Source organism: Kitasatospora sp. NPDC101155 (assembly GCF_044768305.1).
Lineage (GTDB): Bacteria > Actinomycetota > Actinomycetes > Streptomycetales > Streptomycetaceae > Kitasatospora.
In genome coordinates, this window is record NZ_JBIWPN010000006.1 from 141096 (window position 1) to 154829 (window position 13734).

Annotated in this window: 7 protein-coding genes; 6 read left to right on the top strand and 1 reads right to left on the bottom strand. The window is 75.1% G+C overall.

The window, feature by feature from the left end; translation table 11 throughout:
• Nucleotides 1–73 precede the first annotated feature (73 nt).
• From ACIRYZ_RS11490 to ACIRYZ_RS11500, 3 genes are all read left to right on the top strand, one after another.
• Nucleotides 74–3430 carry an ATP-dependent helicase gene (locus tag ACIRYZ_RS11490; protein WP_402942275.1) on the top strand — a complete coding sequence of 1119 codons (3357 nt, stop codon included), beginning with the start codon at nt 74–76 and terminating at the stop codon, nt 3428–3430.
• A gap of 94 nt (nt 3431–3524) precedes the next feature.
• Nucleotides 3525–6797 carry a UvrD-helicase domain-containing protein gene (locus ACIRYZ_RS11495; protein WP_402942277.1) on the top strand — a complete coding sequence of 1091 codons (3273 nt, stop codon included), beginning with the start codon at nt 3525–3527 and terminating at the stop codon, nt 6795–6797.
• Nucleotides 6798–6991: 194 nt separating this feature from the next.
• Nucleotides 6992–8176 carry a PP2C family protein-serine/threonine phosphatase gene (locus ACIRYZ_RS11500; protein WP_402942279.1) on the top strand — a complete coding sequence of 395 codons (1185 nt, stop codon included), beginning with the start codon at nt 6992–6994 and terminating at the stop codon, nt 8174–8176.
• Nucleotides 8177–8188: 12 nt separating this feature from the next.
• Here ACIRYZ_RS11500 and ACIRYZ_RS11505 read toward each other — a convergent pair whose 3' ends face one another.
• Nucleotides 8189–9166: an endonuclease/exonuclease/phosphatase family protein gene (locus tag ACIRYZ_RS11505; RefSeq protein WP_402942280.1), complete on the bottom strand. Its 978-nt coding sequence runs from the start codon at nt 9164–9166 to the stop codon at nt 8189–8191.
• A 67-nt stretch (nt 9167–9233) separates the two neighbouring features.
• On the opposite strand from ACIRYZ_RS11505, the gene ACIRYZ_RS11510 reads away from it, so the two are divergent.
• The 3 genes from ACIRYZ_RS11510 to ACIRYZ_RS11520 all read left to right on the top strand — a co-directional run bounded on the left by ACIRYZ_RS11510 (nt 9234) and on the right by ACIRYZ_RS11520 (nt 13630).
• A complete protein-coding gene (locus tag ACIRYZ_RS11510) occupies nt 9234–9872 on the top strand; it encodes a PadR family transcriptional regulator (protein WP_402942282.1) in 639 nt (212 codons plus the stop codon).
• A 141-nt stretch (nt 9873–10013) separates the two neighbouring features.
• On the top strand, nt 10014–10778 hold the full coding sequence (locus tag ACIRYZ_RS11515) for an ABC transporter ATP-binding protein (protein ID WP_402942284.1): 765 nt from the start codon (nt 10014–10016) through the stop codon (nt 10776–10778).
• The gene (locus ACIRYZ_RS11520; protein WP_402942286.1) at nt 10775–13630 is read left to right on the top strand and encodes an FtsX-like permease family protein; all 2856 of its coding nucleotides are present in this window, start codon (nt 10775–10777) and stop codon (nt 13628–13630) included. Before ACIRYZ_RS11515 ends, ACIRYZ_RS11520 begins: the two co-directional genes overlap by 4 nt.
• Nucleotides 13631–13734: the final 104 nt, after the last annotated feature.

The window sequence follows — 13734 nt, forward strand, 5'->3', positions numbered from 1 at the left end:
GCGAGCGAAGCGAGCGAGCCATCGAAAGGCGCGTGTGGGCGAACGCCCCTGCCGAGCGCGGCGGGGCGGGCGCGTGAGTTCGCCGTACCGGCTCGTGCGCAGCCCGCTCGTCCAGCCCGACCCGCCCGTGCTGGACGCCTACCAGCGCGCCGTGGTCGAGCACGCCGGCGGCCCGCTGCTCGTCCTCGCCGGACCGGGCACCGGCAAGACCACCACCCTGGTCGAGGCGGTCGCCCGGCGCGTCCAGGACGGCACCGACCCCGAGAAGATCCTCGTCCTGACCTTCAGCCGCAAGGCCGCGATGGAACTGCGCGACCGGATGTCCGGCCGCCTCGGCACCGCCGCCGCCCCGCAGGCCACCACCTTCCACTCCTTCTGCTACGCCCTGCTGCGCGCCCACCAGGACCCGCAGGACTACGCCGAACCGCTGCGGCTGCTCTCCGGCCCCGAGCAGGACGTCATGGTCCGCGAACTGCTCGCCGGCGGCGCCGAGGACGCCAAGCTCGGCAGTACCCGCATCCAGTGGCCGCTGGACCTGCGCGCCTGCCTGACCACCCGCGGCTTCGCCGACGAGGTCCGCGCCGTCCTCGCCCGCAGCCGCGAACTCGGCCTCGGCGAGGCCGAACTCGAACGCTTCGCCCAGGGCGTCCAGCGCCCCGACTGGGCCGCCGCCGCGCACTTCCTCGCCGACTACCTCGACGTCCTCGACCTGCGCGGCGTCCTCGACTACGCCGAACTCGTCCACCGCGCCGTCCTGCTCGCCGAACGCCCCGAGGTCGGCGAGGAGCTCCGGCAGCGCTACGAGGTCGTCTTCGTCGACGAGTACCAGGACACCGACCCCTCCCAGGTCCGGCTGCTGCGCCAGCTCGCCGGCGGCGGACGCGACCTCGTCGCCGTCGGCGACCCCGACCAGTCGATCTACGCCTTCCGCGGCGCCGACATCAACGGCATCCTCGACTTCCCGCAGACCTTCCGACAGGCCGACGGCAGCCCGGCCGAGGTCAAGGTGCTGCGCGTCTCCCGCCGCTCCGGCGCCGTCCTGCTCGCCGCCTCCCGCGAACTCGCCCGCCGGATGCCGATGGGCCGGCTGCCCGCCGACAAACTCGCCCAGCACCGCGCCCTGCTGCCCTCCCGCGAGGGCGGCCGGGCCGAGGTCTACACCTACCCGACCCCCGGCGCCGAACTCGACTCGATCGCCGACCTGCTGCGCCGCGCCCACCTGGAGGACGGCGTGCCCTGGGGCGAGATGGCCGTGCTGGTACGGGCCGGCGCCCGCTCCATCCCCGGCGTGCGGCGGGCGCTCGGCGCGGCCGGCGTCCCGCTGGAGATCGACGGCGACGACCTGCCGCTGCGCGAGGAGCCCGCCGTCGCCCAACTGCTGCTCGCCCTGCGGGTCTGCGCCCAACAGGCGACCCGGTTCGCCGCCCGCGACCGGCACGACGACCCGGACTCCGCGGAGCAGGACACTGCCGGCCCGGACACCCCCGACCCCCTCACCGTCGACCTGGCCCACGCCCTGCTCACCGGCCCGCTCGGCGGCCTCGACGGCTCCGACCTGCGGCGCCTGGGCCGCGCCCTGCGCGAGGAGGAACGCGCCGCCCTGCGCGCCGAAGGCCGCCCCGCCGCCGCTCCGCGCCCGGCCGGCGAACTGATCCGCGAGGCCCTCGCCGAACCCGAGCGCCTGATCGCCCTCGACCCGGCGATCGCCCGCCGCGCCCGCGACCTCGGCACCCTGCTGCGCAAGGTCCGCGAACGCCTCGCCGGCGGCTGCACCGCCGAGGACGCCCTGTGGGAGCTGTGGGACGGCAGCCGCCGCTGGCGCGAACGTCTGGAACGCGCCGCCCTGCGCGGCGGCGCCGCCGGCCGCAACGCCGACCGCGACCTGGACGCGCTGTGCGCCCTGTTCGAGACCGCCGCCCGCGCCGAGGAACAGGTCACCGGCCACCGCAGCGCCCTCGACCTGCTCGCCGAACTCGAAGCCCAGGACATCGCCGCCGACACCCTCACCGTCCGCGCCGTGCGCCCCGAGGCGGTCCGGCTGATGACCGCCCACCGCTCCAAGGGCCTGGAATGGCGCCTGGTCGTCGTCGCCGGCGTCCAGGACGGCCTCTGGCCCGACCTGCGCCGCCGCGGCTCCCTGCTGGAGGCCGACCGGATCGGCCGCGACGGCCTCGCCGAACCGCTCTCCCCGGCCGCCCTGCTCGGCGAGGAACGCCGCCTCTTCTACGTCGCCGCCACCCGCGCCGAGGAACGACTGATCGTCACCGCCGTCAAGGCGCCCGCCGACGACGGCGACAAGCCCTCCCGCTTCCTGCGCGAGCTCTACCGCGAGGACGTCGACCCGCGCACCGGCAAGGTACTGCGCCGCACCCCGCCGGTCACCGTCGAGGACGTCACCCACCGCCCGCGCCGCCCGCTGTCGGTCGCCGCCCTGGTCGCCGAACTGCGCGCCGTCACCGTCGACCCCGCCCGCTCGCCCGAACTGCGCCGCGCCGCCGCCGAACGCCTCGCCACCCTCGCCGCCGCCACCGACGACGAGGGCCTGCCGCTGGTGCCCGCCGCCCACCCCGACCGCTGGTGGGGCCTGGACGACGCCACCGCCGCCCCCGAACCGCTGCGCAGCGCCGACCTGCCCGTACGGCTGTCCGGCAGCGGCCTGGAACAGCTGGAGAACTGCTCGCTGCAGTGGTTCCTGGACAAGGAGGTCAAGGCCCGGAGCGCCGGCTCCGCCGCCCAGGGCTTCGGCAACGTGGTGCACGCCCTCGCCGACGAGGTCGGCTCCGGCCGCACCCCCGCCGACCTCGCCGTCCTCATGGAACGCCTGGACACCGTCTGGGACGCGCTCGCCTTCGACGCCCCCTGGAAGTCCCAGCAGGAGAAGGGCGAGGCCCGGGCCGCCCTGGAGCGCTTCCTCAACTGGCACGTCCTGGAACGCGGCCGCGACGTCGTCGCCACCGAGCACGGCTTCGACGTCACCCTCGACGTCGGCGGCGTCTCGGTGCGCATCCGCGGCTCCATGGACCGGGTCGAGAAGGACCGGGCCGGGCGCGCCTACGTGGTCGACTTCAAGACCGGCAAGCAGATACCCACCGACAGGTCGCTGCCCGAGCACAAGCAGCTCGCCGTCTACCAGCTCGCCGTGCGCGCCGGCGCCCTCAACGAGCTGCCCGGCTTCACCGCCCGCCCCCCGGCCACCGGCGGCGCCGAACTCGTCCACCTGCGCGAACCCGCCGCCAAGGCCGCCCCGGACGCCCCCAAGGTGCAGCGCCAGGAGCCGCCCGAGGGCGACCCGTGGATCGAGAACCTGCTCGCCGAGACCGCCGGCAAGGTCCTCGCCGAGCGCTTCGTCCCGCAGACCGGCAGCGGCTGCGACCGCTGCACCTTCCGCCGCAGCTGCTCCGCCCAGCGCGACGGCGCACAGCTTCTCTGACTTTTTGAGCGCCCGCTCGCCTCCGGGGCGGAGCGCCTTTCGGCTAGGGGAACGCCCGGCGGGGAATGTCCGCCGCTCCGGTTACGGTTGCGGGGTGACCGCCGTGCTCAGCCATCCCGACCAGCTCAAGGAGCTGCTGGGCATCCCGTTCAACCGGGAGCAGATGGCGGCCATCGGCGCCCCCCTGGCACCGGCCGTGATCGTGGCCGGCGCCGGCTCCGGCAAGACCACCGTGATGGCCGCCCGGGTCGTCTGGCTGGTCGGCTCCGGCGCCGTACGGCCCGAGGAGGTCCTCGGCCTCACCTTCACCAACAAGGCCGCCGGCGAGCTCGCCGAACGCGTCCGCGCCAGCCTGCTCCGGGCCGGGGTCGCCGACCGGGCCGACACCGACCCCCTCGGTGACCCGGAGATCTCCACCTACCACGCCTTCGCCGGCCGCCTCCTCAAGGAGCACGGCCTGCGGATCGGCATCGAACCGGACGTGCGGCTGCTCGCCGACGCCACCCGCTTCCAGCTCGCCGCCAAGGTGCTGCGCACCGCCCGCGGCCCCTTCCCCGCCCTCACCGGCACCTTCGCCAATCTCGTCGCCGACCTCACCGCCCTGGACGGCGAACTCGCCGAACACCTGGTCGAGCCCGCCGCCCTGCGCGCCCACGACGAGGAACTGCTCGACACCCTCGCCACCGTCAAGCTCAGCAACGACGACCTGCGCGCCGTCCCCGCCACCGCCCGCGCCCGACTGGAACTGCTGCGCCTGGTCGAGGAGTACCGTCGCCGCAAGCAGAGCGCCGGACTGATGGACTTCGGCGACCAGATAGCCGCCGCCGCCCGCCTCGCCCAGCAGCGCCCCGAGGTCGGCGAACTGCTCCGCGGTCAGTTCAAGGTCGTCCTGCTCGACGAGTACCAGGACACCTCGGTCGCCCAGCGGCTCATGCTCGCCGGCCTGTTCGGCGCCGGCCCCGACCAGCAGGGCGGCGGCCACCCGGTGACCGCCGTCGGCGACCCCTGCCAGGCCATCTACGGCTGGCGCGGCGCCTCCGTCGCCAACCTGGACGACTTCCCGAGGCACTTCCCGAAGGCCGACGGCCGCCCCGCCGACCGCTACGCGCTCAGCGAGAACCGCCGCAGCGGCGGGCGCCTGCTCGCCTTCGCCAACGAACTCGCCGCCCCGCTGCGTGCCATGCACGAGGGCGTCGAGGCGCTGCGCCCGGCCCCCGGCGCGGAACAGGACGGCTATGTGCGGGCCGCGCTGCTGCCCACCCACGCCGAGGAGGTCGACTGGCTCGCCGACTCGATCGCCCACCTGGTGCGCACCGGCACCGCCCCCGGCCGGATCGCCGTGCTGTGCCGCGGCGGCGCGGCCTTCCCCGACATCCACGCCGCCCTGGTCGCCCGCGAGGTGCCGGTCGAGGTCGTGGGCCTCGGCGGGCTGCTGCAACTGCCCGAGGTGGCCGACCTGGTGGCGGTCTGCGAGGTGCTGCAGGACCCGACCGCCAACGCCGCCCTGGTGCGCCTGCTGATCGGTCCGCGCTGGCGGATCGGCCCGCGCGACCTCGCCCTGCTCGGCCGCCGCGCCGCCGACCTGGTGCGCACCGAGCGGCCCGAGGGCGTGACGGCGCTGGCCGCGGCCGTCGCCGAGGCCGACCCTACCGAGGTGGTCTCGCTGGCCGACGCGGTGGAGACCTTCCTCACCACCTCACCCGGTGAGGGGGGTGACCAGCCGGACGACCTGCCGTTCTCCGCCGAGGCCAGGGTCCGCTTCGCCCGGCTCGCCGCCGAACTGCGCGAGCTGCGCCGCTCGCTCGCCGACCCGCTGATGGACGTGCTGCACCGGGTGCTGGCCGCCACCGGCCTGGAGGTCGAACTCGCCGCCTCCCCGCAGGCGCTGGCCGCCCGGCGGCGGGAGACCCTGCACGCCTTCCTGGACGTCGCCGCCTCCTTCGCCGACCTGGACGGCGACCCGGGCCTGGCCGCCTTCCTCGGCTTCCTGCGCGCCGCCCAGGAGTACGAGCGGGGCCTGGACAGCAGCCTGCCCGGCGGCGAGGACACCGTGAAGGTGCTCACCGCCCACAAGTCCAAGGGCCTGGAGTGGGACGTGGTGGCCGTCCCCGGCCTGGTCAAGGGGGCGTTCCCGTCCGGCACCCCGCGCGAACGCTGGACCAGCACCAAGCGCGTGCTCCCGCACGCCCTGCGCGGCGACGCCGCCACCCTGCCCGACGTGCGCGGCGGCTGGAACGGCAAGTCGATGGCCGCGTTCAAGAAGGAGCTGACCGAGCACTCCGGCACCGAGGAACTGCGCCTGGGCTACGTCGCGTTCACCCGGCCGCGGTCCCTGCTGCTGGCCTCCGGCCACTGGTGGGGGCCCAGCCAGAAGACCGTCCGCGGCCCGTCCGCCTTCCTGGAGCGGCTGCGCGAGCACTGCGAGCGGCCGGGCGCCGGCGAGGTCGAGCACTGGGCCGAGCAGCCGGACAAGGGCGCCGAGAACCCGGCGCTGGCCGCCGCCGTCGAACGCCCCTGGCCGCTGCCGCTGGACCCGGCCGCGCAGCACGCCCGCCGCCGGGTCGCCGAGGTGGTGCGCGGCAGGATCGCGGGCGGAGCTGTGACTCGCCCGTTCGCCGCCGGGCCCTCGGATCCGGCGCCGGCTCAGGGCGGACCCGAGCCCATGTCCGCCGAGGACCAGCGCCAGGTGGCCTCCTGGGACCGCGACCTGACCGCGCTGCTGGGCGAGCTGGAGCGCTCCCGGCGCACCGCCCGCGAGGTGCCGCTGCCCGCCGCGCTGTCCGCCACCCAGCTGCTGCGCCTGGCCGCCGACCCGGACGGCTTCGCGCGCGACCTGGCCCGCCCGATGCCGCGCCCCCCGCAGCCCGCCGCCCGGCGCGGCACCCGCTTCCACGCCTGGGTGCAGTCCCGGATCGAGCCGCTGCTGCTGATCGAGCCCGGCGCGCTGCCCGGCGCCGACGACGACGGCATCGAGGACGAGCAGGACCTGGAGCGGCTCAAGGAGGCGTTCCTGCGCACCCCGTACGCCCAGCGCAAGCCCCACCGGGTGGAGGCGCCGTTCCAGCTGGTGCTGGCGGGGCGGGTGGTGCGCGGCCGGATCGACGCGGTCTATCGGGGCGGTGACGTACTGTCAGAATCGGGTGGTGCGTCACGCTACGAAGTGGTGGACTGGAAGACCCATCGCGAGGAGACCGCCGACCCGCTGCAGCTCGCGGTCTACCGACTGGCCTGGGCCGAGCAGGCAGGCGTGGATCCCGAGCAGGTCACGGCTTCGTTCCTGTACGTCCGCAGCGGGCGGATCGTCCGTCCGGAAGGACTTCCCGACCGAAAAGAGTTGGAACGGCTCCTGATCGGGAACAGTGACTAATGAGTCACGCAGAGCATCCAAGTCATCACGTCGACGTCCGAAACCTGTGCGTCGCGCACGTTTCGCGCCTATTGTGGGGTCGGTAACCGGTCAACCCCCGTGCTCCGGCCGCCAGCGAGGCCCGCGTTCCCTAACCCTCAGTCATCACCGCAGGTGCCCCCGGGCATCGGCGCCTTCTGCTGGAGAGACCGAAGTTGAGCGCGACCGGATGGATCAGAGAGCGGTTCACCGGGCCGACCCCGGGACCCGCCCCGGGCGCGACCGGCACCTGGCCGAGGACGGCGCTCGCGCTGCCCCTCATCGGCATGGCGCTGATCGTCGTCCTCGACTACCTCAGCGGCACCGAGGTGACGGTAGAACCCGCCCTCACCGCCGTTCCCGCGCTGGCCGCCGTGGTCAGCCGCCGCACCTGGTACCCGCTCGTCATCGGCCTGTACACCGAGGCGGCGGCCTTCCTGATGGCCTTCCACAGCGACGCGCTCGGCGAGTCCGTGCACGCCGCCAGCGTCATCGCGGTCCTGCTGGTCGCCACGATCGGCTGGGTCAGCGCCACCCTGAGACTTCGCCAGGAGCGCGCCCTCGCCGACGCCCAGCTGGTCGCCTCGATCGCCCGCCGGGTCCTGCTGCGGCCCGTCCCCGAGAAGGTCGGCAGCATGCGCGCCGCCGTCCACTACGAGGCCGCCGCCGCACACGCCCGCATCGGCGGCGACCTGTACGAGGTCGTCAACACCCGCCACGGCGTCCGGGCCGTGGTCGGCGACGTCCGCGGCAAGGGTCTCGGTGCGGTCGAGACCGCCGCCGCCGTCCTCGGCGCCTTCCGCGAGGCCGCCCACCAGGAACCCGCGCTCGACCGGGTGGCCGGCTGGCTGGCCGTCAGCCTCGACCGCGCCCTGCACGAGAACGACCACCCCGGCGTGGAGGAGGAGTTCGTCACCCTGGTGCTGATCGGCGTCGGCCCCGACGGCACCGCCGAACTCGTCAACTGTGGACACCCCGCGCCGCTGCTGCTGCGCGGCGACACCGTCCGCCCGCTCGAACTCGCCGACACCGTACCGCCGCTGGGCGTCCTCGACCCGGCCGACGTCCACCCCCCGGTGCACCGGGTCCCGCTCCAGAGCGGCGACCGGGTCCTGCTGTTCACCGACGGGGTGATCGAGGCCCGCGACCGCTCCGGCGCCTTCTACCCGCTCGCCGAACGCCTCCCGCGCTGCGCCGACGGCCGCCCCGCCGACGTCCTGCAGCGCCTGCACGAGGACGTGGTACGCCACGTCGGCCGCCAACTCTGTGACGACGCGGCCATGCTGCTCCTGCAGTACGACCCCCAGCCGACCCCGGCTTTCCAGCTGCCGCAGCAGAACGCCGTCCTGACGACCCACTAGCTCAACGACGGCTCACAGCGACACCCGGACCACCAGCGGCCGGTGGTCCGACACCACCGCGCGCGGCGCCGCCGCCGGGCCCACCGCCGCGCGCGGCACCCCGACCGCCAGCACGTGGTCGAACTGCACCGCCGGCCGATGCGAGGGATAGGTCGGCGTGCGCGCCAGGTCGTACCAGCCCTGCAGCCGCGCCCGCGGCTCCCGCACCCGCCGCCGGCGCGGCTCCGCCAACGCCGGCCGCACCCGCCGCGCCGCCCGCAGCTCGCGCACCCGCACCCGCGCCCGGGGCGCGGTGCGCTCCAGCGCCGTCGCCCCGCCCAGCACCGTGCGCGGCACCGCGCCGATCAGGTTGAAGTCCCCCAGTACCAGGTGCGGCTGCGGCAGATCGGCGATCCAGCGCCGGATGCCCGCCAGCTGCGCCATGTTCCAGCCCGGGACGAAGGACAGGTGCGCCGCCACCACCGTGAACGGCCCGCGCCCGCCCTCCAGCACCGCGGCCAGCGCTGCCCGCGGCTCGTCCGGCACCGGGGTCAGCCCACGCCGCCCGGCCACCCGCAGCGGCAGCCCGAACGGTGCCGGGGCGAACCGCCGGGCCCGCCAGTGCCGCACCGGCAGCCGGGTCAGCAGCGCCGTCCCGTACGAGGGCGGGGCGCCGTCGCCCACCTCGCCCGGCCCGTACACCCGCAGCCCGTTCGGCCCGGACGGCTCCGGGACCCAGCCCGCCACCGGCGCCGGGCGCCCGTGCAGCGCGGCGGCGAAGCGCCAGTCGCCGGCGCCCATGGCCGTGGCCGCCACCGCCGCCTGGTCGGTGCCGCCCGAGCGGGCCTGGTGCCGGTCCACCTCCTGCAGGGCCAGCACGTCGACGTCCAGCGCGGCCACCGCCTCCGCCAACGGGGCGCCCGCGTCGGCCGGGTAGGGCCGCGGCGCGCCGTCCGGGGCGAGCGGCTGACCGTGCAACAGGTTGAAGGTGGCGATGCGCAAATGGCTCACACCGCACGACGGTACCCGAGGGGCCGCGGCTTGAGGCGGCAGGGCATACCGGGTATACATACCGAGTATGTCCATCCGCCACGGTCTGCTCGCCCTGCTCGACCAGGGCCCCCGCTACGGCTACCAACTGCGCACCGAGTTCGAGGCCCGCACCGGCGCCACCTGGCCGCTCAACGTCGGGCAGGTCTACACCACGCTCTCCCGACTGGAGCGCGACGGCCTGGTCGAACCGGCGGGCGAGGACGAGGAGGGCCACCAGTTCTACGCCGCCACCGACGCCGGCCGCGCCGAACTGCGGGCCTGGTTCGACACCCCGGTGCCCCGGACCAACCCCCCGCGCGACGAACTCGCCATCAAACTCGCCATGGCCGTCACCGTCCCCGGAGTAGACGTCTCCGCCGTCGTCCAGGGCCAGCGCCGGCACAGCATCAAGGCACTGCAGGACTACACCCGGCTCAAGGGCCGCGCCCTCGCCGGCGAGGTCGGACCCGGCACCGTGCCCACCGGGAGCAACGAACTCGCCTGGCTGCTCGTCCTCGACCAGCTGATCTTCCAGACCGAAGCCGAGATCCGCTGGCTCGACCACTGCGAGACCCGACTCGCCCAACAGGCCGAACTCCACCGGGCCCGCGCCGCCGAAACCACCCGCGACGCCGAGGCCACGCCCAAGAAGCCCACCCGGCTCGGCCGCCGCACCCGCACCTAGAGCCCGTCCCATCGGCCCCGGCCGACCCGAACCACCGGCCGTCCCGAACCACCGGCCGTCCCGAACCACCGGCCGGCGCCCCGGCGCCGGACCCGCACCCAGCACAACGGGGGAACCATGTCCCAGAACAAGGGGGGAAGCATGTCCCACACCCGACAGCCCCGGCAGGAACCGGTGCTGCACTTGGAGAACGTCACCCGCGTCCACGGCCAGGGCGCCGCCGAGGTCCAGGCCCTGCGCGGCGTCGACCTCAAGGTCCACCCCGGCGAATTCGTCGCCGTCATGGGCCCCTCCGGCTCCGGCAAGTCCACCCTGCTCACCCTCGCCGGCGGCCTCGACACCCCGACCGACGGCCAGGTCCTCGTCGAAGGCGTCGCCCTCGGCGCCCTCACCCGCAAGAAACTCGCCCAGGTCCGCCGCCGCTCCGTCGGCTACGTCTTCCAGGACTACAACCTGATCCCGGCCCTCACCGCCGCCGAGAACATCTCCCTGCCGCGCGAACTCGACGGCCTCTCCGCCCGCGCCGCCCGCCGCGAAGCCCTCGCCGCCCTGGAGGAACTCGGCATCCCCGAACTCGCCGACCGCTTCCCCGACGACATGTCCGGCGGCCAGCAGCAGCGCGTCGCCATCGCCCGCGCCCTGATCGGGGACCGCCGCCTCGTCCTCGCCGACGAACCCACCGGCGCCCTCGACTCCACCACCGGCGAAGCCGTCCTCGCCGTCCTGCGCGCCCGCTGCGACGCCGGCGCCGCCGCCATGATGGTCACCCACGAAGCCCGCCACGCCGCCTGGGCCGACCGCGTGGTCTTCCTGCGCGACGGCCGCATGGTCGACGAATCCGTCAGCCAGGACGCCGCCAGCCTGCTCGTCAGCGCCGCCGCGAACAGCAAGCAGGTGGACGAGTGAAGCCCGGAGCCTGGCGGCTCGCCCTGCGCATCGCCCGCCGCGACGCCCTACGCGCCAAGGGCCGCAGCGCCCTGGTCATCGCCATGGTCGCGCTGCCCGTCCTCGGCGTCACCGGCGCCGACGTGGTCTTCCGCAGCGCCACCCTCGAACCCGCCGAGAAGGTCGTGCGGATCATGGGCCGGGCCGACGGCGAACTGGCCATGGACCAGCGCGGATCCGCCGTCAAGCAGGCCCCCGACCCCGACCAGGGACTCATGGTCGACAACCCCAGGTACGAGGCCAAGGAGGGTGCCGCCCCGCAGTACACCCCTGCCCAGCGACGCGCCCTCGACACCGAACCCGCCCAGCTGGCTCGGCAGCTGCTGCCGCCCGGCAGCACCCTGGTGCCCGAGTCCCAGGGCCCCGAGACCGCGGCCACCAGCACCCAGGGCCTGCTCAGCACCCGCACCAGCGAAGCCGACCTCACCGACCCGATCTGGAACGGCCGGGTCGACCTGGTCGAGGGCAGCGCCCCCACCAACGACCAACAGGCCGCCGTCACCCGGGCGTTCCTCAAGCGCTCCGGCCTGAGGATCGGCGACCGCACCACCGTCCGCGGCCTGGAGTCCAGCCCCTTCACCATCACCGCCGTCGTCGAGTACCCCGGCGACCTCGCGGGCACCGAACTCATCGCCCGGCCCGGCGCCCTGATCGGAAAGCTCTCCCAGGACCCCGGCCACGACTCCGGCCCGGCCACCCGCTGGCTGGTCAGGCTCCCCGCCGGCGCCACCCTCGACTGGGCCAAGGTCACCGAACTCAACGGCTACGGCTTCGTCCTGACCTCCCGCGCCGTCCTGCTCGACCCGCCCGCGCGCGGCGACGTGCCCTACTACGTCGAGATGGACCGGCACAACAGCGGCTTCCGTACCGCCCTCCTCGACCGCACCTCCGTCGTCATCCTCGCCACCGTCGTCGGCATGGCCCTGCTGGAGATCGTCCTCCTCGCGGGCCCCGCCTTCGCCGTCGGGGCCCGACGCTCACGGCGGCAGCTCGGCCTGCTCGCCGCCGCGGGCGGTGACCGCGCCAACGTCCGCGCGGTCGTCCTCGGCGGCGGCATCGTCCTCGGCCTCACCGGCGCCGCCACCGGCCTCGGCCTCGGCGTCGGCCTGGTCGCCCTGCTGCGCACCCGGGCCGAGGAGTACTCCGGCGCCCGCTTCGGCCACTTCAACCTGCAGCCGCTCGACCTGCTCGGCGTACTCCTGGTCGGCCTGGTCACCGGACTGCTCGCCGCCGTCGTACCCGCCGTCCAGGCCTCCCGCCAGGACGTCGTCTCCGCCCTCACCGGCCGCGACTCGCTCAAGCCCCCGAGCCGCAAACTCGCCCTGCTCGGCCTGCTGATGCTCGCCGGCGGCGCCGCGTTCGCCCTGCTCGGCGCCACCAGCGGCTTCGCCAGCCGCAGCATCGCCGTCCTCGGCGGCTCGCTCGTCGCCGAACTCGGCATGGTCGCCCTCACCCCGTACCTGGTCGGCCTGTTCGGCAAGCTCGGCCGCCTGCTCCCGCTCGGCCCCCGGCTCGCCCTGCGCGACTCCGTCCGCCACCGCGGCCGCACCGCACCCGCCGTCGCCGCCGTGATGGCCGCCGTTGCCGGCTCCGTCGCCGTCAACGTCTACATCGCCAGTTACGACGACCAGTACCGCCGCGAGTACGTCGCCTCCGGTCCCTCCGGCGCCGTCATGCTCGGCAGCGGCTACACCAGCGGCCCCGACGGCAAGCTGCTGCCGCAGATGCGCGACAGCGTGGAACGCAGCATCCCCGCCCTCGGCCCGCGCGCCGACGTCTCCCACGTCGACTACAAGGGCGACTGCCGGGACGGCGGATCCTGCGGCTACATCCAGGTCATGCCGCCCAAGGAACGGCGCTGCCCGATCTACGACGGCGACACCCCGCTCAGCTCCGGCGAGGCCGAACGGCTCCGCAACAGCGACCCGCGCTGCCAGGTCCACGAACGCCGCGGCAGCCACTACGGCGACATCACGGCCGGCGACGCCACCCTGCTGCGCAACCTGTACGGCGTCACCGACCCGGCCGCCGGCCAGGCCCTCGCCGCCGGCAAGGCCGTGGTCTTCGACCCGCGCTACATCAAGGACGGCAAGGTCGTCCTCCAGTACAGCGAGCCGATGACCACGGGCGCCGACGGCACCGTGCCCGGCAAGCCCAAGATCACCGAGGCCGCCGTCGACGCCGTCCTCGCCTCCGCCGCGGCGCCGGCCCCCGGCCAGGCCGTGATCACCCCGGACGCCGCCACCCGGCTCGGCTTCACCACCAGGCCGGCCGGCTCGGTCTGGCTGCCCGCTGCCGCACCCTCCGACGGCGACCAGCAGAAGGCCGACGGCGCGCTCGCCAAGCTCACCGACCACACCGTCCTCGAAGTCGAACGCGGCTACCAGTCCAAGGCCGGACTCGTCGGCCTCGGCCTGGCCGGCTTCGCGGCCCTGGTCGCCCTCGGCGCGGCCGGCATCGCCACCGGACTGGCCGCCGCCGACTCCCAGCGCGACCTGACCACCCTCGCCGCAGTCGGCGCCGAACCGCGCATCCGGCGCTCGCTGTCCGGCTTCCAGTGCGGGGTGATCGCCGCCATGGGCACCCTGCTCGGCACCGTCTGCGGCGTTCTGCCGGCCGTGGCGCTGCGCAAGATCCAGGGCATCGCGGACAGTTACCCCGGCATGAGCCCCGAGGATCTCGCCGACAGGTCGTCCGTGGTCTTCCCCTGGCCCACCATCGCCGCCACCGTGGTGGCGCTGCCGCTGCTCGCCGCCGGCCTGGCCGCGCTGCTCACCCGCTCGCGGATCTCGCTGCTGCGCCGCACGGGCTGACCTCCCACGCGGCCTCCGTCACCCCCGTCCGCCCCTCCCGGCGGCGGGGGTGACGGAGGTTACAGCCCCGACGGGCGGCAGCAACCGGACGGCCGGGGCGGGCA

What these genes read in the sequence shown, in the direction of transcription:
- ACIRYZ_RS11510 (WP_402942282.1), top strand. Translation starts at nt 9,234, where the DNA reads ATGTCCATCCGCCACGGTCTGCTCGCCCTGCTCGACCAGGGCCCCCGC.
- ACIRYZ_RS11515 (WP_402942284.1), top strand. Translation starts at nt 10,014, where the DNA reads ATGTCCCACACCCGACAGCCCCGGCAGGAACCGGTGCTGCACTTGGAG.